This window comes from Streptomyces sp. NPDC048172 (assembly GCF_043202595.1).
Lineage (GTDB): Bacteria > Actinomycetota > Actinomycetes > Streptomycetales > Streptomycetaceae > Streptomyces.
In genome coordinates this window covers 692,044-710,098 of record NZ_JBIDAT010000005.1, presented here as the reverse complement: position 1 = coordinate 710,098, position 18,055 = coordinate 692,044, and the positions used below count along the sequence as shown (strand labels likewise).

Sequence of the window (18,055 nt, the reverse complement as noted above, 5' to 3'; positions counted from 1 at the left end):
GAGCGGGCACCGAGAGGTGTCAACAGTGCGGCGCGGCAGGCCGACCGCGGCGCGTCGCCTCGTAGTTCAGGAAGAGCACGGAGCGGACCGGTCCGTCCAGCGCGACGTAGCTGTGGGGGAGCGCGGCATCGAAGGCCACGTAGTCCCCGGCGCCCAGCTCGGTCTCGTGTCCGTCGACCGTGACGCCGAGGCGGCCCTCCTGGACGACGGTGTGTTCGCGGCCCGCGTGCCCGAGCGAGTCCTGCCGCGAGTCGGCGCGCACCCGCTGGTCGTAGATCTCGAAGATCATGCCGCCCGCCTCCACGGTCTGCAGCGGGCGCAGGTCCACGCCCGCGCCGCTGAGCACCTCGGACTCGGCGCCGCGCACCACCGTCAGCCCCTCGGGCTGCCGTCGCTCCAGCAGCTCGGAGATGGGCAGCTCCAGTGCGCGCGAGAGGCTGAACACCGTCTCGATCGTGGGGTTTCCGCCGCCCGCCTCGACCTGCGAGAGCGTCGCCTTGCTGATCCCGGAGAGCCGGGCCAGCTCGGACAGCGACACCCCCTTGCGGCCCCGGGCCCACTTCACGTTCGCGGCCAGCGTCTCCCTGACAGGGCCGTCCTGGGGGTCCACACGTGCTCCTTCGCCGTCACTGAGATCGTTCGGTTTACCGTACACCGCGGGCGGGGTTGCCGTGTTCGGTATCACGAACGCGCACGCGCACAGGCCGTGGCCCCCGGCGCGGAAGCCGGGGGCCACGGTGCGATGGTGCGGGACTCGCCGGACTCAGCAGGAGCCGCTGGCGCAGGCGTCGAGCCAGGCGTTCCAGTCCTGGTCGTAGCTGGTGCCGATGGTCTCCTTGAGGTGCTTGCGGGCGGCGTCCCAGTCACCGGCGCGGTAGGAACCGAGCACGGTGACCACGTCGTCCGGGTGCTTCTCCATCATGTAGCGCACGGCCAGGTAGCCCCAGCGGTACGTACGGTTGGTGTCGGTGTTCTCGTACGTGGTGTCGAAGAGCGTGCTCAGCGGGTACGTCTTGTTCTTGGCCTCCTCGATGGCCTCCGTGTAGGGGAGCTTGCGGTACGAGTACGAGACGTACTCCGCGAAGCCCTCGATCCACCAGATGGTCGGGGTCGAGACCCCGGCCTCGAAGTCGCCGTACATGTTGAAGCGGCCGTCGAGGTAGTGCGTGTACTCGTGGTTCAGGTTCCAGATCGCGAACTTGTCGCCGTCCGGCCGCTCGTAGGCGATGAACCGGGGCAGGTTGCCCTCCTTGGAGGGGTCGCCCTCCAGGTACATGCCGCCGTTGTTGGTGTCGATGCCGAAGATGACCCCGGCGTAGGTCTGGTAGTCCGTGCTGGAGTCGAAGACCACGACCTCGATCTTGGTGTTCTTGTCGTCCTTGACCGGGCCGTTGTCCTTGGCGACCTCGTGGAAGTACGCGTCCTGGCCGTTGAGGCTCTTGCAGGCGTAGTCGAAGTTGCCCGCGTCCATGCCCTGGGCGTTGATCGAGATGCTGTCGCTGCAGGAGTTCTTGTCCTTGAGGACCGCTTCCTTCAGCCGCTTCTGCAGGTCGCAGACGCCGTAGAACTCGCAGTTGGCCTTGTCGTACGCGTCGGCCATCTCCGCCACGCCGACCCACAGCGCAGCGGTCTTCCCGGTCATCTCGCTGACGCCGAGCAGGTCCTTCATCAGCGGGCTCACCTTGTCCTTGAGCGCCGCGTGCTGGACGAAACGGCCCATCTCCCGGCCCGCGTTGGACGCGAGGTAGGACTGCTCACCGCCGAGCAGGTCGAGGTGGTCCTTGGCGAACTTGTTCAGGGTGTCGAGGACGCTCGGGTCGCTCTCGACGGCCTTGACGAAGTCCGGCATCTGATGCCCGCGCCACAGCACCGTGTAGACGTTGTTGACGGCGTTGAGCATCCACCACTTGTCGTTGTACGAGCTGTCGTAACCCTCCAGCATCCGCTTGACGATCTTGAGGTAACGGCCGTTCTCCTCGGCGCTGTCGATCAGGGTGATCGCCTCGGCCAGGGTCTCGCCGTTGGCGTCCGTCACGTCCTTGGAGTGCTCCGAGGCGAAGAACGCGTCCAGGCCGCCCTGGATCGCGGACTTCAGCTCGGGGCCGTACTCGCCCACGTCCGGCTCGTTGTACCAGTGCACGTAGTAACCGGCCCGCAGGAACAGCACGATCTGCGGCATGCCGGTGCTGCCGTCGCCCGGGTAGGCGGCGGAGCCGTCCCGCAGGGCGTTGGCGACCGTGATCATCTGCTCCTGGCGGAACGCGCCCTTCGCGTCGCCGCCGGTGAGACTGAAGAGCGTGTTGATGCACTCGGTCGTGGACGAGGTGATCTGCTTGACCAGCGCGTCGCCGGTCTGCGCGAAGTCGCCCGGCGAACAGGCCGCCCTGGCCTTCGCCTTCCCCTTCTTCTCGGCCTTCTTCTCGGCGGCGAGCATCGAGGGCCGCTTGTGGCTGGGCGCGGCCGTCGGGGTGTCGTAATCCTGCTTGAGCGCGTCCTTCGAGGCGGGCAGCGGCGGGCGCTCCTTCGCCTTGAGCCGCTCACCGCGTACGTGCTCCGCCTCCGCGGGGGCGTCCGAGTTGCGGGGTGCGATGCCCTCGGCGCCCTGTGCCGAGCTCTTCGCCCGGTCGCCGGGGGCCGCCTGTGCGGTGTCGCCGCCGTCGAACTGGACGGCTCCGACACCCAGCGCGACCGCGAGGGTGCCGGCGCACAGACTGCGTATGAGACGTGCGCGCAACGAGCTTCTTCGATCGTTCCGGCTCATCCTGCTTCTCCTGTGGGGGATTTCGATTCCTGTCGCGGACGCACGGGTGTTCTTGTTGTGTGCACGTCCACGTTGGCGGCAGTACAATTTCACACATCACATGTCATGCGGAAGACTCGTGAAGGACCGGGATTCCGGGGGAGTGATCGACGGGGTCCCGGCTAGACTCGGCGTGGATCACACCCGAGGAGCAGCGCGCCCATGACCGCAGAACGCCCGCTGAAGCTGCCCGCCGTGCCGGACCGGCTCAGCATTCGCGACCACGTCGCGCACGCCCTGCGTGCCGCGCTCATCGCGGGGGAGCTGCGCCCCGGGTCCGTGTACTCGGCGCCGCACCTGGCGGCCCAGTTCGGCGTCTCGGCGACGCCCGTGCGCGAGGCGATGCTCGACCTCACCCGCGAGGGCATGGTCGAGCCGGTGCGCAACAAGGGCTTCCGCGTCACGGAGCTCTCCGAGCGGGACCTCGCCGAGTACGTCGCGATCCGCGAGCTGATCGAGGTGCCGACGGTCGGGCAGGTCGCCCGCTCCGGCGACCCGGAGAAGCTGGAGGAACTGCGCCCCGTCACCCGCGAGATCGTCGCGGCGGCGCGGGCGGGCGACCTCGTGGGCTTCCTGGAGGCCGACCGCCGCTTCCACATGGCCCTGCTCGAACTCGCGGGCAACCGCCGCCTGGTGGAGGTCGTCGGCGAACTGCGCGGCCACTCCCGGCTCTACGGGCTCGCGGGGCTCGCCGAGAGCGGCCAGCTCATGGAGTCGGCCGAGGAGCACGAGGTGCTGCTCGATCTTGCGTTGGCGCGCGATGCCGAGGGGGCTGAGCGCCGCATGCGCCTCCACCTGGGTCGCCTGCGCTCCCAATGGGAGCCGGACGCCTGACCCCGCCCCTCTACGCGGGTGCCCGGCGTGCCGGGGCCGACTTCGGGTTGCCCCGCGCTGCGCTTCGCGGCCTGCGAGCGCGTAGTGCCTTCCCGCACAGTTCCCCGCGCCCCTAACGGGACAGGTCTGCTTCTCCCTCCGCCCCTGCGAAGCTTGGGAAGTCTGCGCAAGGCGCAGGGTTGGCAAGCGCAGCCCTCTGCGCCGGGTGCCCCGCGTACAGAGCCGGGTTCGGGGTGCCCCGGGCTGTGCTTCGCGGACTGCGAGTGCGTCGTGGCTTGGCGCGCAGTTCCCCGCGCCCCTGATCGGGCAAGCCCAAAAGTCTTGGACCGGTCGCGCCCACGCGGCGGAGCCGCAAAACAAACACAGCCCCGCGCCCCTGAGGGGGCAAGCCCAAAAGTCTTGGACCCGTCGCGCCCCTGCGGCGGAGCCGCGCATCAGACACAGCCCCGCGCCCCTGAGGGAGAAGGCGCAAGCCCCGAGGTGTCGTGACCGGTCGCGCCCCCGCGGCGGAGCCGCGCATCAAGCACAGCCCCGCGCCCTGAGGGAGAAGGCGCAAGCCCCGAAGTGTGGTGACCGGTCGCGCCCACGCGGCGGAGCCGCACAGCAAGCACAGCCCCGTGCCCCTAAAGGGGCAAGCCTCCACGTCGCGGAGCCGTAAAACGAACATGGGCTCGCGCCCCTGAAAGGGCAGGCTCCTCAGGGGCGTGAGGTCTGGTCCGGCGGGGTTGGGCGGAGGGCTTCGCGGATGCTCGTGAAGCTGTCGGCCGCATGGCCCGCCTCCGCGGCCCGCCGGAACAGGGCAAGCACCGCCTCCGGAAGCGCCGGGTCCACGCCCGCCGCGCGCGCCGTGTCCGTCACGTGCTCCACGCTGGCCACGCCCATGGCGAGCCGCTCCACGTCCCCTTCGATGTTCCCGGCGGCGAGGCGCGGCGTGTAGAAGCGGAAGAAGAAGGGCAGTGAGGCCGCCGTGTCCACCGCGTCCTCCAGCAGTTCCTCCGCCGTGACGCCGTACGCCTCGGCCACCGCCACCGAGTGCAGCCAGGCCGTCATGCTCGTCCAGAACAGATCCATCTGGACCTGGTAGTGGAGCGCCGCGCGGCCCTGGTCCTCGCCCCGGTACTCGATCCTGCTGAGCACCTCCAGCGCGCTCCGGTGCTCCTCGACCAGCTCCTTCGGGCCGCTGTAGTACGCGTAGCCCTCCGGCGTCCCGACCTGCGTGGGCGAGACCGCGACTCCGGCGGTCAGATAGCGGGCGCCGTGCCCGGTCGCCCACTGGGCGGCCTCGCGCGCCCGCTGCGGGGTGTCCGAGCTGAGGTTGGCGACGGTCCTGCCGCGCAGCGCCTCGGCCGCCGGGCCGAGCAGGTCGTACATCGCGGCGCAGTCGGTGAGGCTGAGGACCACCAACTCGTTGGCGCTCAGGGCCTCTTCGGCCGAGGAGGCGAGCACCGCGCCCTCGGCGACCAGCGGTTCGGCCTTGCTGAGGGTCCGGTTCCAGACGGTGACCGCGTACCCCTTGCCCAGGTACGCCCGCACCATCGCCTGTCCCATCGGGCCCAGCCCGATGACCGTCACCGACTTGTTCTTCGCGTTCATCCTGTGTCTCCCCGAGAAACGGTCCCACTAAAACGAGCGCTCTATTTAGCGCCGCGGATCAACGTAGCACGGCTCTAGAACGAACGCTCTATCCGATAGGCTCACCCCCGTGACCAGTCAGACGAAGGCAGCGGATGCCCCCGGCACCCGGGACCGCGTCGTCCGCGCGGCCTCGCTGCTGATGCAGCGGCAGGGGTACGCGGGCACCGGGATCAAGCAGATCGCCCAGGAGGCGCGGGCCACGCTCGGCTCCGTCTACCACTTCTTCCCGGGCGGGAAGCAGGAGCTGGCGGTCGCCGCGATCCAGCACGGCGACCGGGAGTTCGCCGAGGCGCTGAGTGAAGCGCTCGGCGCGCACGACGATCCGGCCGAGGCCCTCACCGCGCTGTGCCGCACCCTGGCCGACGGGCTGTCCGCGTCCGACTGGGCCGACGGCTGCCCCGTCACCACCACCGCGCTCGGCACGGCGGGCCGTGCGCCCGACATCCAGGCGGCGGCCGCCGAGGCGTTCGCGCGCTGGCGGGAGCTGGTCGAGCAGAAGCTGCGCGCCTCCGGCATCGGCGCACACGACGCGCGGGACCTCGCGCACACGGTCATCAGCACGCTGGAAGGGGCCGAGCTGGCGGCCCAGGTCTCCCGCAGCGAGCGGCCGTTGACCGCGGCAGCACACCATCTCGGCCGGTTGCTCTCCCTGTACCGGTGAGGGCCCGCCGCCCGGCGGTTCCTGGCCCCCTCACGGGGCTCAAGGAACCTGGGGAGTCGTCTCGTTCGGGTCCGCGAATGCGGTGGCGGTCATGGCTGGGGCTTCGGGCCGGGCGGTGCGCAGGGCGCGGGACGGGTGGGCGATGGCGCGGGTGGAGGGGCCTTCCTCGGCCTCGGAGAGGCGGTGCATCTCCTGGGCGCTCTGCATCAGTTGGCGTGCCAGGTCGTGGTCCCCCTCGGCCCAGGCGATCTTTGCCGCCAGGCGATGGGCGTAGGCGAGCGTGGGGGGATCGCCGAGCGGGGCGAAGCGGTCGAGTGCCAGGTGCGCGTGACGGGCGGCCTTTTCCGGCTCACCGGCCTTGCGCAGTGCCTCCGCTGCGGACGCGTGCGCGTGTGCGGCGCCCTCCCGGTCGCCTCGTTCGTCGAGGAGCCGGGCGGCCGTGCGGGCGAGGTCCGACGCCTCGGGGTACCGGCCGACGTAGATGTGCAGTGCGGCCTGGCCGACCAGGCACTCCGCCAGCGACTCCGTGTCGTCCGACTCTTCGAGGCAGGCGCGGGCGTCGGCCTGGAACTCCATGGCCTCCTCGACCAGACCGGCGGCCATGGCGCGCTGGGCGAGTCCCGTCAGCAGTTGCCCGCGGTCGGCCACGTCGCCGGACGAGGCGTGAGCCGCACGGGCGGCGCTGTGGAGTTCCTCGGCCGAATCGTTTCGGGCCGCGGGGAAACGGGCTTCCGGGGGCCGTTGCCAGGTGCCGGTCCCCCCGCCCAGCAGGGCCAGGCAGCTGCGGGCCCGGGCCATGGCCGGGCCGTCGTGCCGGGAAGTGGCGTGCAGATGGGCGGCATCCGCCTCCTCCCGCGCCTCCTGGAACCGCCGCTCCTCGGCGAGGGATTCGGCGATCTCGCAGCTCAGCTCGGTCGCGAGGTGCCAGCCGTCCTCGCGTGCCGCCCGTGCCGCCGCGCGCAGCTCGGCCGACGCGGCGCGCCGCCAGGTGTCCTGGACGCCGCTGCGTCCACGTGCGTCGCGCAGCGCACCGCGCAGGTGCAGGTAGAGCCGCGTACGTCGCGGCGCCCCCGCCTCCGCCACCCGCGCTTCCGTCTCGGCCTCCGCCAGGTGGGCGTAGTCGCGGTAGAGGCCGTGGAAGGTGTAGCGGCCGTCCGTGCGCTGCAGCAGGCCCGCGTCCACCAGCTCCTCCAGTTTCAGCCCGCAGATGCCCGGCGGCATCCGGCTGACGGCGGCGGCCGAGTGGCGGTCGAAGTCGGGACCGGGGTGGCCCGCGCAGTCGTGCAGCAGGGTCTTCTGGGGCGCGGTGAGCGCTTCGTAGGAGGCCGTGAACGCGGTACGTACCCGTTCGTCGTCGGCGGGAAAGTGCTGCAACGGTCTTTCCGACTCCCGCATCACATCCAGCAGCACGTCGGTCGGAGTGCGCCGCAGCCGGTCGGCGACCAGTCGCAGGGCCAGCGGGACGCAGCTCAGCAGCCGGGCGATCTCGGCAAGCTCCCTGCCGTGCTTGGCGATGCCGCTGAGGTCCCGCAGCATCGCCACCGCGTGGTCGATACGCAGCGGTGCCAGCGGGTACCGCCGGGCGGAGACCCCGGGGAGCGACGAACGGCTGGTCACCAGGACCAGCGAATCCGGTGCGGCCGTCACCGCCCGGGTGACTTCCTCGGCCTCGTCCACGTCGTCGAGCAGCACGACGGGTGTCCCGGCGGAGCCGACAGCACCCTCCGGTGTCAGCGCCCGGTACATCTCGGCCACCAACGCCGACTTGCCCACCCCCGGTGGCCCGTGCACCACCAGCGCGCCGGGTCCACCGGCCGCCGCGCCGGTCAGATCCCGCAGCTCCCGGTCACGGCCGAAGAGCCGCTCGGGCGGGGCGGGAACGCCGAGGCCCTGCCCGCCACCCGGCAGCGGCGCGTGCGACGGGAACGCGGGGTTGCGGAAGATGGCGATGCGCTCACCCGAGTTGTGCGCCCCGAGCTGCGGATGCTGCGGCTGGTCGCGGGTGCCCAGCTCCTGCTGCAACCGGCCGTGCAGAGTGCCGAAGTCGAGCACAGGGCCCGCATCGGGCAGTCCCTCCCGCAGGATGCCGAGCAGCGCGCCGGTGAAGGCGGACAGCTCCTGATCGGGCAGGCAGAAGGCGATCTCGGTCGCCGCGCTGGAGGTGAGCACGCAGACGCCGTCGATGTCGGACACCTGCTGGAGCAGCTTCTCGGGCGGCCGGCCCATGCTCCCCTCCACGGCGGCGCCGCTGAAGCAGCAGTCCAGGACGACCGCGCACTTCAGGCCGCGTCGCCGGTGCGCCGCCCGCACCTCGTCGCGGATATGGGCGTACGGCAACGAGCGCCACATCTGGTGATCGTTGGAGTCGTGCAGGGCGAGGTGCAGCTCGGTCGGCCGGTCGGGGTGGAGCAGTCCGTGTCCCGCGTAGTAGATCAGCAGGGTGTCGGTGGCCTGGTGCGCGGCGCTGTCGATGGCCTGCATGACCGAACCGAGCCCGGCCTCCGGACCGAGCACCGTGCAGTCCTGCTCGGCCAGCCCCCATACGGCGTCGTCGCACAGCGTTTCACGCAGCGACGCGATGTTCCGCCGGACCGCGGGCAGTTGGGCGAGACCGGCGCCCTCCGCGTAATGGTGGACGCCGATGAGAACCGCCCGGGAGGCCGCCCGGTCGGAGAGTCCGGTGCTCATACGCCGCCCTGCTCGGGCGTCCGCTCCTGCTCGGAGGTCCGTCCCTGCTCGGGCGTCCGCACCTGCGCGGGCGGTTGCCCCTGGTGGGCGGCCGGGGCCGGTGGCCCACCCCGCTCTCCGCGTGCCCGGAGCACTCTCAGCACCTCGTCCGCGGTGCCCTCCACGACGGCCCCGTCGCTCTCCACGACCCGCACCGTGGGAGGACGCGCACCCACCGGGCGCCGCCAGGCGGCGACGGAGACCAGCAGGCTCGTCAGCGCGACGGCGCTGTCGGCGAGCGCGGTGACCGTGTCGAGGCCGCCCATGGCCCCCGACGGTTCGCCGGACCGGGACCCGGGCGCGAGCCCGATCTCCGCACCGGATCCGGCGACTCCGGGATCGCGCCGGAGCCAGCCTGCCAGCGCACCGGCGCCCGCGGCGCCTCCGACGCCGATCCGTACCTCAACCATCGACGACTCCGTATTCTGTGGCGCGCGCTCCCGGCGCCGATCCCTGCGCTCAGGCCCCATCTGCCCCACAGCGTAATCGAATTGAGATCTGGACACGTCGACTCCGGGCCACCACCGGTCGTCAGTGAAAGGAGCGCCACGCGGCGTCGAGGCGGTGGACGAGGTCCGTGAGGGTGGCTTCCGGGAGTGCGCAGGGGATCCTGATGTGGTCGTCGTGCGCGCCGTCGGGGTCCGTCGCGGCGCCGGGGACGAGTTCGACGCCGTACCGCAGCGCGAGCTGGGCGTAGACCCGCGCGTCGGTGCCGTACGGGAGCCGCACCCAGAGTGCCGAACCCCCGTCCGGCGTCCGCCACTTCCACTCCGGGAGCCGCTCGCCGAGCAGCCCTTCGAGGTGGGCGAGGCCGTGCCGCAAGCCCTCGGCGCGCTCCGCCCTGATCGCGTCCAGCCTCGGCAGCAGCCGCGCGGCGAGCGCCTGGTCGAGCACCGGGCAGCCCAGGTCGGCGAGGGCCTTGAGCCGCGCGAGGCGTTCGACCGCCTCCTGCGGGCCGCGCACCCAGCCGATCCGCAGCCCGGCCCAGACGGACTTGGCGAGCGAGCCCACCGTCAGCACCCCGGCGCCCGCCCGTTCCGGGCCCGCGAACGCCGCGAGCGGCGGCGGCTCTTCGCGGTCCGCGGCCGTACGGGAGTCGTAGGCGAGGTCCTCCAGCACGGGCACGCCCCGTTCCGCGCAGAGCGCGGCGACGCGGCGGCGCCGGTGCGCGGACATCAGGGTGCCGGTCGGGTTGTGGTACGTCGGCGTGACCGTGACCAGCGCGGGGCCGCGCCGGGCCAGCGCCTCGGCCAGGCCGTCCACGCGCATCCCGTCCTCGTCCAGCGGCACCTGGTGCGGTACGGCGCCGACCGCCCGGAACAGGTCCAGGCAGCCCGGCCAGCTCGGGCTCTCCACCACGACCACGTCGCCCTTGCGCACGTACAACTGCGCCACGAGCCCCAGCGCCTGGGTCGCGCCCGTGGTCACCAGTACCTGCGCGGCGGAGGTGGACAGGCCGAGCGCGGTGAGGCGGCGCGCGACGGCCTCGCGCAGTGCGGGCAGGCCGCGCGGGTGGTAGCCCGTGTCGCCCAGGAGCGCCGCGAGGTCCTCGCGCTGCACGTCCCGCAGCGCCTCGCGCACCTCGTCCGCCGCCGGTTCCGCCGTCGTGGCCAGGGAGATGGTGCCGTCCCGACCGTTCCGACCATCCCGCCCGTCCTGCCCGTCCTGCCCGTCCTGCCCGTCCCGCCCGTCGAGCATCCGCTGCAGCAGCGTGGTCGCCCGGCCGCCGGGGACCCGGCCGTCGGTCCCGTCCCCGTCCGCCACGGAGCCGAGTCCCGGGGGCCGCGCGGCGATACGGGTGCCGCTGCCCCTGCGGCTCTCGACGACGCCGAGCCCGCGCAGCTCGTCGTAGGCGGCGACCACCGTGGCGCGGCTGACGGAGAGGGCGCGGGCGAGGGCGCGTTCGGAGGGCAGCCGCTCGCCTCTGCCGAGGTCGCCGGCGCGGACGGCGCGGTGCAGGGCGCGGGCGAGCTTGCCGTAGAGCGGGCCCTGCCCCGACATCCAGCCGCCGAGGAGCCGCAGCAGCTCCTCGGGGTCTCCCGTCCGGTCCACATCGCCCCCCATTGGCCCGGTCGCCCCCCTCCCCGCGCGGCCAGGCTAGTCGACGGCCACCGGTCGACGGCCACACCGACGAGGGGAGACCCGATGGACCACCGCCTGCGCGCCATATGCGCGCTGTCCGTGCCCCGTGCCCGCGAGACGGCCGGGCACCACGCCGCGTACGACGGCACCGTGCAGGACCTGTCGCCCGAGGGCGTACGCGCGGGCCTCGCCGTGCTGACACCCGCACTGCCGTACGCCGATCCGTACGACGAGGCCGTGACGGCCGCCGCCGAAGACGCCCTGCGCGTACGGTTCGGCGAGCTCGAACTGCACCGCCGCAACCCCCGGTTCCACCTGGAGAACCTCGACGTCGCCTGCTACGACCGCGACTACGCGCCCGAGGCCGAGCGCGCAGCGGCGCGCGCCGCGCACCTCGGCCTGTGGCCCGACGCCGTCGACGCGGCCCTGAAGGCGCTCGACGCCGTCCCGGCGCCCGTCGCGCGCGCCACCCTGCCCGCGGCCCGCGCGCTGGGCGCCTACGCGGAGGACCACCCGGCGGCCCGTGCCGCGCACGGCAGGCTCGTGGCGCATCTGGAGGACGCCGCCCTGCACGGCGACCCCTCCGCCGCGCTGGGCGGCGCGTCGCTGGGCCTTCTGCTCTCCTCCTCCGAGGCGTGCGAGGCCGATCTCGCGGAGCTGGCCCGACGCGCGGAGGCCGAGCGCGAGACGCTGCACGGCCTGCTCCGGGACGCCTGCGGAACGGCCGTGTCCACGGCGGAGTCCGTACGCGCGCTCCAGGCCGACCATCCCGCGGCCGAGGACCTGCTCGACGAGGCACGCACCCTCGCCGAGGAGGCACGCGCGTGGACGGCGGCGAGTGGACTGGTGCCGCCGCACTGCGCCGAGGGCGCGTGCGAGGTGCGTCCGGCCCCCGCGTCCCGGCGCTCCGTGCTGGCGGGACTGCGCGCCGCAGCGCCGTACGAACGGGACGCGCCCAGCGTCTTCCACCTCACGCCGCCGGGGCCCGGACTCCCCGAGGCCGAACGGGAGCAGTGGCTCTCGGTGTTCCACCGCGCCTTCCTCCCCGCCTTCGTCCTCCACGAGGTCGCCCCCGGGCACTTCACGCACGGCCGCGCGCTGCGCCGGGTGACCGGCGACGTACGCCGCACCCTGCACTCCGAGGCGTTCACCGAGGGCTGGGCGGTGTACGCGGAGCAACTCGCGCTGGAGGAGGGGTTCCTGGCGCACGACCGGCGGTTCGCCGCAGGCGTCGCGCTCTCCGGGCTGCAGCGCGCGACCCGGCTCAGCTGCGCCATCGGCCTGCACACGGGCGCGCTGACCGTGGCGGACGCGGTGCACGCGTTCGAGCGCGAGGCGTTCCTGACCCCGCCCGCCGCGCGCGCCGAGGCGGACCGGGCGCTGTGGGACCCCGAGTACGGGCACTACACCTGGGGCAAGCTCGCCCTCCTCGGCGTGCGCGAACGGGCCCGGCTCGCCTGGGGGCCGGGCTTCTCCCTCCTCCGCTTCCACTCCGCGCTGCTCGCGCTCGGCGCCCCGCCGCTCGGGCTCATGGACGCCGTGCTGGAGCAGGGCTGAGGGAGGCGGCACGATGCCCGACGCCGGACGGCTCCTGCTCTTCGCCGCCGCCTCCCTCGCGCTGATCCTGGTGCCGGGGCCCAACCTCGTCCTCGTACTGACCCGGAGCGTGACCCAGGGCCGCAGGGCCGGGCTCTGCTCGGCGCTCGGGGTGGAGACGGGCACGCTGCTGCACCTCGCCCTGGCGACCTGCGGCCTGGCGGCCCTGATCGCGCGCTCCGGCACGGCCTTCGCCGTACTGAAGTACGCGGGCGCCGCCTACCTTCTCCACCTCGCCCTCCGCGCGCTGCGCCACCCCTTCGCGCCGGAGGGCGTGGACGGCGGCCCGGGCGAGCGCCCCGTGCCGCTCGCCCGGGCGTACCTGGAAGGGGCCCTGGTCAACGCGCTCAACCCCAAGGTGGCGCTCTTCTTCCTGGCCTTCCTCCCGCAGTTCGTGGACCGTGACGCCGGGACCGCCGAGGCGCGCGGGGCGATGCTGGTGCTGGGCGCGGTGTTCTTCGCCCTCGCGCTGACCCTCGACTGCGCGTACGCCCTGGCCGGAGGCCACGTACGCGGCTGGCTCACCCGAAGCCCCCGCGCCCTGCGCCACCAGCACCGAGCGGTCGCCGCGATCTACAGCTGCCTGGCCGCCTTCGCGGCGCTCTCCTGAGGTGCCCCGCAAGGGGCGCGGGGAACTGCGCGACCAGCCACAACGCACCCGCGCCCCGCGACGCACGGCACGAGGTACCCCCTTCCCGGCGCGGATGCCGGACACGCCCTACACACGGGCCGGGTCCTTGCTGGGCGCCGCCTCCTCCGTACGCCCCGCAGGGGCTGCGGATTCCGCGATGCCGAAACGGTCGTGGAGCCTGCGCATAGGGCCCGGCGCCCACCAACAGGCGGGGCCGAGCAGGCGCATGACGGCGGGGAGGAGGATGCCGCGGATCAGCGTGGCGTCCATGATGATCGCCAGCGGCACGCCCAGGCCGAGCGCCTTCATGTAGCTGATGCCGGAGGTCAGCATCACGATGAAGGTGAGCGAGAGGACGACCGCCGCGTAGGTGATGACCTTGCCGACGCGTTCGAGCCCGAGGGCGACGGAGTCCCGTACGGCGCCGGTGCGTTCGTACTCCTCCTTGATGCGGGAGAGGATGAAGACCGCGTAGTCCATGGAGAGCCCGAAGGCCAGCACGGCGATCATCACGGGCACGGTCCAGTTGAGCGTGCCGGTGGTGACGAAGTCGCCGACGAGCCACTTGAGATGGCCGTCCTGGAAGACGAAGACCAGCGAGCCGAACGTCGCCGCCAGGCTGATCACGCTCAGCAGCATCGCCGCGAGCGGCAGCAGCGCGCTGCCGGTCAGCAGGAAGAGCAGGACGTACGTGCCGACGGCGAGGATCCCCAGCGTCAGCGGCAGCCGCTCGCCGACGGTGTCGAACGTGTCGACGGCCACGGCGGGCTGCCCGCCCACCTCGACGGGGAACGGGCTGTCGGCGGCGCGCACCCGCTCGACGACCGCCGCACCGGCGTCCGAACTCCCCTCCACGGCCGGGATCACCGAGAGATACGTGCCGTCGCCCTTGCTGAAGCGGTCAGCGCCGGGCCCGGGCGGCGCCACGCGCCGCCCGTCGGCGTAGCTGCCGGTGACCGCGTCGACGCGGGAGACGTCCTGGAGCGCGGAGAGGCGCTGGGCGTACCCGGCGACGTCGGCGCCGTTCGCGCCCTCGTCCGCGACGACGAGGAGCGCCTCGGTCTCGCGGCTGTCGAAGTCCGCCTTGAGGGTCCGGGCGACCTGCGCCGACTGCGCGGAGGTGGGCAGCACCTGTTCGTCGGGAAGCCGGGTGTTCAGGTCGAGCGCGGGCACCGCGAGCAGCGCGGCGAAGGCGAGCACGGCCGTCATCATGCTGACGGGCCTGCGCATCACGAGCGTCGCGAGCCGGTGCCAGTAGCCGCTGGTGGCGGGGGCGCCGACGGGTGCCGGGGCGTCGTTGGCTGCCGGGGACTTGCGCGACTTGCGCCGTACGAGCCGCAGCTTGTCGATCCTGGGCCCGGCCCAGGCGAGCATCGCGGGGACGATGACGAGCGTGGCGGCGCCCGCCGTGAGCGTCGTCGCCGCGCCGCCGATGCCGATCGACTGGAACATGCCGAACGGCAGCACCACCAGCGACAGGCAGGCGATCGCGAGGGTGACCGCGGAGAACGTGACGGTGCGGCCCACGGTCCGCATCGTCACGCGGATCGCCTCGGACTGCTCGACGCCGCGGGCGAGTTCCTCCCGGTAGCGGGTGAGGAAGAGCAGGCTGTAGTCGATGGCCAGCCCGAGCCCGAGGAACGTACAGGTGTTGACCAGCAGGTTGTTGGCGTCGAAGACGAAGGTCAGACCCCACATCAGGCCGAAGACGGTGAGCATCGTGCCCAGCGCGACGGCGAGCGGCAGCAGCGCGGCGACCAGCGAACCGAAGATGAGGACGAGGACGACGAGGACCAGCGGGAAGACCAGGGACTCGGCCTTGGCGGCGTCCTCGGAGGCGCGTTCGGTCTGCTCGTGGTTCATCAGCGCCGTGCCGCCCAGCGTGACGTCCAGGCCGTGCACGGTGCCGGTGTAGTCGTCGCGCAGCTCGCCGACGCGGTCGTTGACCTCGTCGAAGTCGCCGGGTATCCGGCCGGTGACCAGCGCGCCGCGGCCGTTCTCGGCACGCAGCGGCTTCGCCTTGCCCGCCGTCCAGTACGAGGCCACGTCCTTGACGCCGTCGTCCGCGAGGTCCTTCGCGAGCTTCGCGCCCGCCTCGGCGACCTCGGGGGAGTCGACGCCGCGCTCGTCCCGGACGATCAGCGTCAGATTCGCCCGGCCCTGCCCGAACCGCTCCTCCAGGGTGTCCTCGGCGTGCGCGGCCTGGGTGTCCGGGTTCTCGTAACCGCCCATGGTCAGGCGGCTCGTGAGGTCCATCGACACGCCCCCGACGACGAGGACCACCGCCAGGACGGCCAGCAGCACTTTCCTGGGCCGGGGCAGGATGAATCTTGCCAATGAGTCGAGCATCGTTCTGGCTCTCCCGTCGGACCGAAAGGGTGTTCCGATGCTCCGGACGGCTGGCGGGTCCCGGGACGTGACATCGGCGGTACGGAAGAGGCACGTGGTGCTTGTCACCTTCGGAGGGCTCGTACGCGTCTTGTATCCGGACGACCAACTTCAGATCGCGAGCAGGGAGAGCACGTATGGCATCCGAGGCACCTCAGGCGGCACCGGCCACCCAGGGCCCCACGTACCACCAGCCCGGCCGGGAGCTGACCGACTGGCGCTTCTCCGTCCCGCTCGACCACGACGACCCGGCGGGTGAGCGGATCGAGTTGTACGCGCGGGCCGTGACGGCCGCCGGGCGCGACACGAGCGCGCTGCCGTGGCTGCTCTACCTCCAGGGCGGTCCGGGCGGGAAGGCACCGCGCCCGGTCGGCAAGGGCGACTGGCTGGACCGGGCCCTGCAGAGCTACCGCGTGCTGCTGCTGGACCTGCGCGGCACCGGGCTCTCCACGCCGGTCACCCGCCAGACGCTGCCGTCGCGCGGCGACGGTGCCGCGCAGGCCGCGTATCTCACGCACTTCCGCTCCGACTCCATCGTCGGCGACTGCGAGGCGATACGCCGCACCTTCCTCGGCGAGGAGGGAGAGGCGGGGAAGTGGAGCCTGCTGGGCCAGAGTTACGGCGGTTTCGTCGCGCTCAGCTATCTCTCGTTCCACCCCGAGGGCCTGCGCGAGGTCATGATGAGCGGCGGCCTCCCGGGGCTGGGCGTCGGCATGGACGAGGCGTGGCGCGCGGCGTACCGGCGCAACATCCGCGGCAACGAGGAGTATTACGCGCGCTATCCGCAGGACGTCGCCACGGCCCGCCGGATCGGCGCCCTGCTCCGCAAGGAGAGCGTCCCGCTGCCCGACGGGAGCGAACTGACGCTGGAGGCTTTCCAGTCGCTGGGCAGGCTCTTCGGCGGCAGCACGGGTCCTGAGACGCTGCACTATCTGCTGGAGGAGGCGCTCGTCGATACGGGCGACGGCGAGCCGGTGCTCTCGGACGCGTTCCTCTCCGTGGCGGGGGAGATCATCTCCTTCAAGCACATGCCGCTCTTCCCGCTGCTGGTCGAGCCGTCCCTGGACCAGAGCGAGCGGACCGCGTGGTCCGCGCAGCGGGTCCGCGCCGAGTTCCCCGAGTTCGACGCCGGGGCGGCGCTCGACGACCCGGAGGCGCCGCTGCCGTTCACCGGCGAGATGGCCTACCCCTGGATGTTCGAGACCGACGCCGCGCTGCGCCCGCTGCGCGAGGCGGCCGAGGCGATCCACGCGCACGAGCCCTGGCCCGCGCTCTACGACCGCGAGCGGCTCGCCCGTAACACGGTGCCGACGGTGGCCGCCGTCTACTTCAACGACTTCTTCGTCGACACCGAGCAGGGGCTCAGCACCGTGCCCCACGTCCCCCACCTGCGGACCTGGGTGACCAGCGAGTACGTCCACGACGGCATGCGCGCCAGCGGCGGCGCGGTGCTGGACCGCCTGATCCGGATGCTGCGGGAGGGCATCGAGTAGCAGCCCTCAGCCCTCAGCCCCGGTCGCGGTCCCGGGGGCCCGTTCCCGTACGGCGCCAGACGACCGTCATGCCGATCGCGAGCACGAGCAGTGCCGCGAGCACGATGCCCGCCTTGAGGAGGCGGTCGAGGAGGAGGTGGGTGACGAGGCCGGACGCGAGGGCCGTCGCCGTCGCGCCGCCCGTCACCACCGGCCGCCGTCCCGGCCGCGCCCGCGCCCGGCCCCGCCCGCGCCGCCCTGCACGCGCCGCGCGAGGGCCCGCCCGGCGGCGCGCACCGCCGGTTCTGCGAGCCTGCGCGCGTCCTCCAGCCTGCCCCGCCGCTTGAGGCCGAGCGCGACGGCGAAGAGCACGAGCGCCAGCACCACGAGCCCGGCGGCGACGATGCCGAACCGGAGGAGCATCAGATCGAGATACGTCTCCACGGAGTTCCCTCCCGTCGTTTTTCTATCACGCCTGTGATACGAAACAAGCTATCACAGGCGTGATAGAAAGGGTGCATGCCGAAGGTCGTGGACCCCGAAGCCCGGCGCCGTGCCGTCATCGACGCCCTCTTCCGCGTCGTCGTGCGCGACGGCCTCCAGCGCGCCTCCCTCCGTGCCGTCGCGGACGAGGCGGGGCTCAACATCGGCTCCCTGCGCCACTACTTCGCGAGCCAGGGCGAGCTGATGGACTTCGCGATGCGCTCGATGCTCGACCGCGTCACCGCCCGCCTGGAGCGCCGCGTCGCGCGGGCGGGGGACCTCGCCGGGCTGCCCCGCGAGGAGCGGGTGCGGCTGGTCACCGAGCTGCTGGAGGAGCTGCTGCCCCTCGACGAGCAACGCCGCGCCGAGGTCACCGTCTTCCTCGACTTCAACGGCGCCGCCCGCACGAACCCCGCGTTCCGGCCCCTCGCGCACCAGGCCGCCACCGGCACGCGCAAGCTCGTGCACCTCGCCGTCAGCCGCCTGGAGCGGGCGGGTGCCCTGCGCCCCGGGCTCGACCCCGAGGCCGAGACCGAGCGGCTGACGTCCCTCCTGGACGGCCTCTGCCTCAACGCCGTGCTGCACCCCGAGGTCCTCGCGCCCGAGGGCTGCGCGGCGGTGCTCCGCGCCCATGTGCGCGAGCTGTCCGGCGTCGCGTACGGCGAGGGCTGAGCCCGCGCGGCCCCGCCGGTCACCTCTCCCGCCCGGCATACGTCGGAGAGAGTGACGGCGTACGACGAGGAAAG

Annotated in this window: 15 protein-coding genes; 6 read left to right on the top strand and 9 right to left on the bottom strand. The window is 72.8% G+C overall.

Translation table 11 applies throughout. The features are described from left to right. Positions 1-19: 19 nt before the first annotated feature. Both ACGF3A_RS24945 and ACGF3A_RS24940 read right to left on the bottom strand, forming a co-directional pair. Positions 20-610, bottom strand: coding sequence for a helix-turn-helix domain-containing protein (locus tag ACGF3A_RS24945; RefSeq protein ID WP_393732493.1), 591 nt, complete (start codon positions 608-610; stop codon positions 20-22). Between the two features lie 153 nt (positions 611-763). Continuing rightward, positions 764-2,761, bottom strand: coding sequence for a collagenase (locus ACGF3A_RS24940; RefSeq protein WP_393732492.1), 1,998 nt, complete (start codon positions 2,759-2,761; stop codon positions 764-766). A gap of 201 nt (positions 2,762-2,962) precedes the next feature. Here ACGF3A_RS24940 and ACGF3A_RS24935 point away from each other — a divergent pair, with 201 nt between their 5' ends. Further along, positions 2,963-3,634, top strand: a complete 672-nt coding sequence (locus ACGF3A_RS24935; RefSeq protein WP_393732491.1) for a GntR family transcriptional regulator — start codon at positions 2,963-2,965, stop codon at positions 3,632-3,634. 696 nt (positions 3,635-4,330) lie between these two features. On the opposite strand, the gene ACGF3A_RS24930 is transcribed toward ACGF3A_RS24935, so the two are convergent. After that, positions 4,331-5,227: an NAD(P)-dependent oxidoreductase gene (locus ACGF3A_RS24930; protein ID WP_393732490.1), complete on the bottom strand. Its 897-nt coding sequence runs from the start codon at positions 5,225-5,227 to the stop codon at positions 4,331-4,333. A 109-nt stretch (positions 5,228-5,336) separates the two neighbouring features. On the opposite strand from ACGF3A_RS24930, the gene ACGF3A_RS24925 reads away from it, so the two are divergent. After that, positions 5,337-5,930, top strand: coding sequence for a TetR/AcrR family transcriptional regulator (locus ACGF3A_RS24925; protein WP_393732489.1), 594 nt, complete (start codon positions 5,337-5,339; stop codon positions 5,928-5,930). Between the two features lie 39 nt (positions 5,931-5,969). On the opposite strand, the gene ACGF3A_RS24920 is transcribed toward ACGF3A_RS24925, so the two are convergent. The 3 genes from ACGF3A_RS24920 to ACGF3A_RS24910 all read right to left on the bottom strand — a co-directional run bounded on the left by ACGF3A_RS24920 (position 5,970) and on the right by ACGF3A_RS24910 (position 10,709). Next, positions 5,970-8,618 carry an AAA family ATPase gene (locus ACGF3A_RS24920; protein ID WP_393732488.1) on the bottom strand — a complete coding sequence of 883 codons (2,649 nt, stop codon included), beginning with the start codon at positions 8,616-8,618 and terminating at the stop codon, positions 5,970-5,972. After that, the gene (locus tag ACGF3A_RS24915) at positions 8,615-9,067 is read right to left on the bottom strand and encodes a hypothetical protein (RefSeq protein WP_393732487.1); all 453 of its coding nucleotides are present in this window, start codon (positions 9,065-9,067) and stop codon (positions 8,615-8,617) included. The genes ACGF3A_RS24920 and ACGF3A_RS24915 overlap by 4 nt, the downstream gene beginning before the upstream one ends. 121 nt (positions 9,068-9,188) lie before the next feature. Further along, positions 9,189-10,709 (bottom strand): PLP-dependent aminotransferase family protein, encoded by a 1,521-nt coding sequence (locus ACGF3A_RS24910; RefSeq protein ID WP_393732486.1) that lies wholly within the window; start codon positions 10,707-10,709, stop codon positions 9,189-9,191. A 93-nt stretch (positions 10,710-10,802) separates the two neighbouring features. Here ACGF3A_RS24910 and ACGF3A_RS24905 point away from each other — a divergent pair, with 93 nt between their 5' ends. Further along, complete coding sequence (locus tag ACGF3A_RS24905) at positions 10,803-12,296, top strand: DUF885 family protein (protein WP_393732485.1); 1,494 nt, start codon at positions 10,803-10,805, stop codon at positions 12,294-12,296. Positions 12,297-12,309: 13 nt separating this feature from the next. Then, positions 12,310-12,945 carry a LysE family translocator gene (locus ACGF3A_RS24900; protein WP_393732484.1) on the top strand — a complete coding sequence of 212 codons (636 nt, stop codon included), beginning with the start codon at positions 12,310-12,312 and terminating at the stop codon, positions 12,943-12,945. Between the two features lie 108 nt (positions 12,946-13,053). Here ACGF3A_RS24900 and ACGF3A_RS24895 read toward each other — a convergent pair whose 3' ends face one another. After that, complete coding sequence (locus ACGF3A_RS24895; protein WP_393732483.1) at positions 13,054-15,303, bottom strand: MMPL family transporter; 2,250 nt, start codon at positions 15,301-15,303, stop codon at positions 13,054-13,056. 188 nt (positions 15,304-15,491) lie between these two features. Between ACGF3A_RS24895 and ACGF3A_RS24890 the strand changes: the two genes are divergently transcribed. Continuing rightward, on the top strand, positions 15,492-16,847 hold the full coding sequence (locus ACGF3A_RS24890) for an alpha/beta fold hydrolase (protein ID WP_393732482.1): 1,356 nt from the start codon (positions 15,492-15,494) through the stop codon (positions 16,845-16,847). Between the two features lie 13 nt (positions 16,848-16,860). Here the strand turns inward: ACGF3A_RS24890 and ACGF3A_RS24885 are convergent, their stop codons facing one another. Next, positions 16,861-17,037, bottom strand: a complete 177-nt coding sequence (locus tag ACGF3A_RS24885) for a hypothetical protein (protein ID WP_393732481.1) — start codon at positions 17,035-17,037, stop codon at positions 16,861-16,863. Continuing rightward, complete coding sequence (locus ACGF3A_RS24880) at positions 17,031-17,270, bottom strand: hypothetical protein (protein WP_393732480.1); 240 nt, start codon at positions 17,268-17,270, stop codon at positions 17,031-17,033. Before ACGF3A_RS24880 ends, ACGF3A_RS24885 begins: the two co-directional genes overlap by 7 nt. A 75-nt stretch (positions 17,271-17,345) precedes the next feature. On the opposite strand from ACGF3A_RS24880, the gene ACGF3A_RS24875 reads away from it, so the two are divergent. After that, the gene (locus ACGF3A_RS24875) at positions 17,346-17,981 is read left to right on the top strand and encodes a TetR/AcrR family transcriptional regulator (RefSeq protein WP_393732479.1); all 636 of its coding nucleotides are present in this window, start codon (positions 17,346-17,348) and stop codon (positions 17,979-17,981) included. The last annotated feature ends 74 nt before the right edge of the window (positions 17,982-18,055 follow it).

Coding starts and splice junctions, on each gene's coding strand:
- ACGF3A_RS24940 (WP_393732492.1), bottom strand. CDS start 2,761: ATGAGCCGGAACGATCGAAGAAGCTCGTTGCGCGCACGTCTCATACGC.
- ACGF3A_RS24935 (WP_393732491.1), top strand. CDS start 2,963: ATGACCGCAGAACGCCCGCTGAAGCTGCCCGCCGTGCCGGACCGGCTC.
- ACGF3A_RS24930 (WP_393732490.1), bottom strand. CDS start 5,227: ATGAACGCGAAGAACAAGTCGGTGACGGTCATCGGGCTGGGCCCGATG.
- ACGF3A_RS24920 (WP_393732488.1), bottom strand. CDS start 8,618: ATGAGCACCGGACTCTCCGACCGGGCGGCCTCCCGGGCGGTTCTCATC.
- ACGF3A_RS24915 (WP_393732487.1), bottom strand. CDS start 9,067: ATGGTTGAGGTACGGATCGGCGTCGGAGGCGCCGCGGGCGCCGGTGCG.
- ACGF3A_RS24905 (WP_393732485.1), top strand. CDS start 10,803: ATGGACCACCGCCTGCGCGCCATATGCGCGCTGTCCGTGCCCCGTGCC.
- ACGF3A_RS24900 (WP_393732484.1), top strand. CDS start 12,310: ATGCCCGACGCCGGACGGCTCCTGCTCTTCGCCGCCGCCTCCCTCGCG.
- ACGF3A_RS24890 (WP_393732482.1), top strand. CDS start 15,492: ATGGCATCCGAGGCACCTCAGGCGGCACCGGCCACCCAGGGCCCCACG.
- ACGF3A_RS24875 (WP_393732479.1), top strand. CDS start 17,346: ATGCCGAAGGTCGTGGACCCCGAAGCCCGGCGCCGTGCCGTCATCGAC.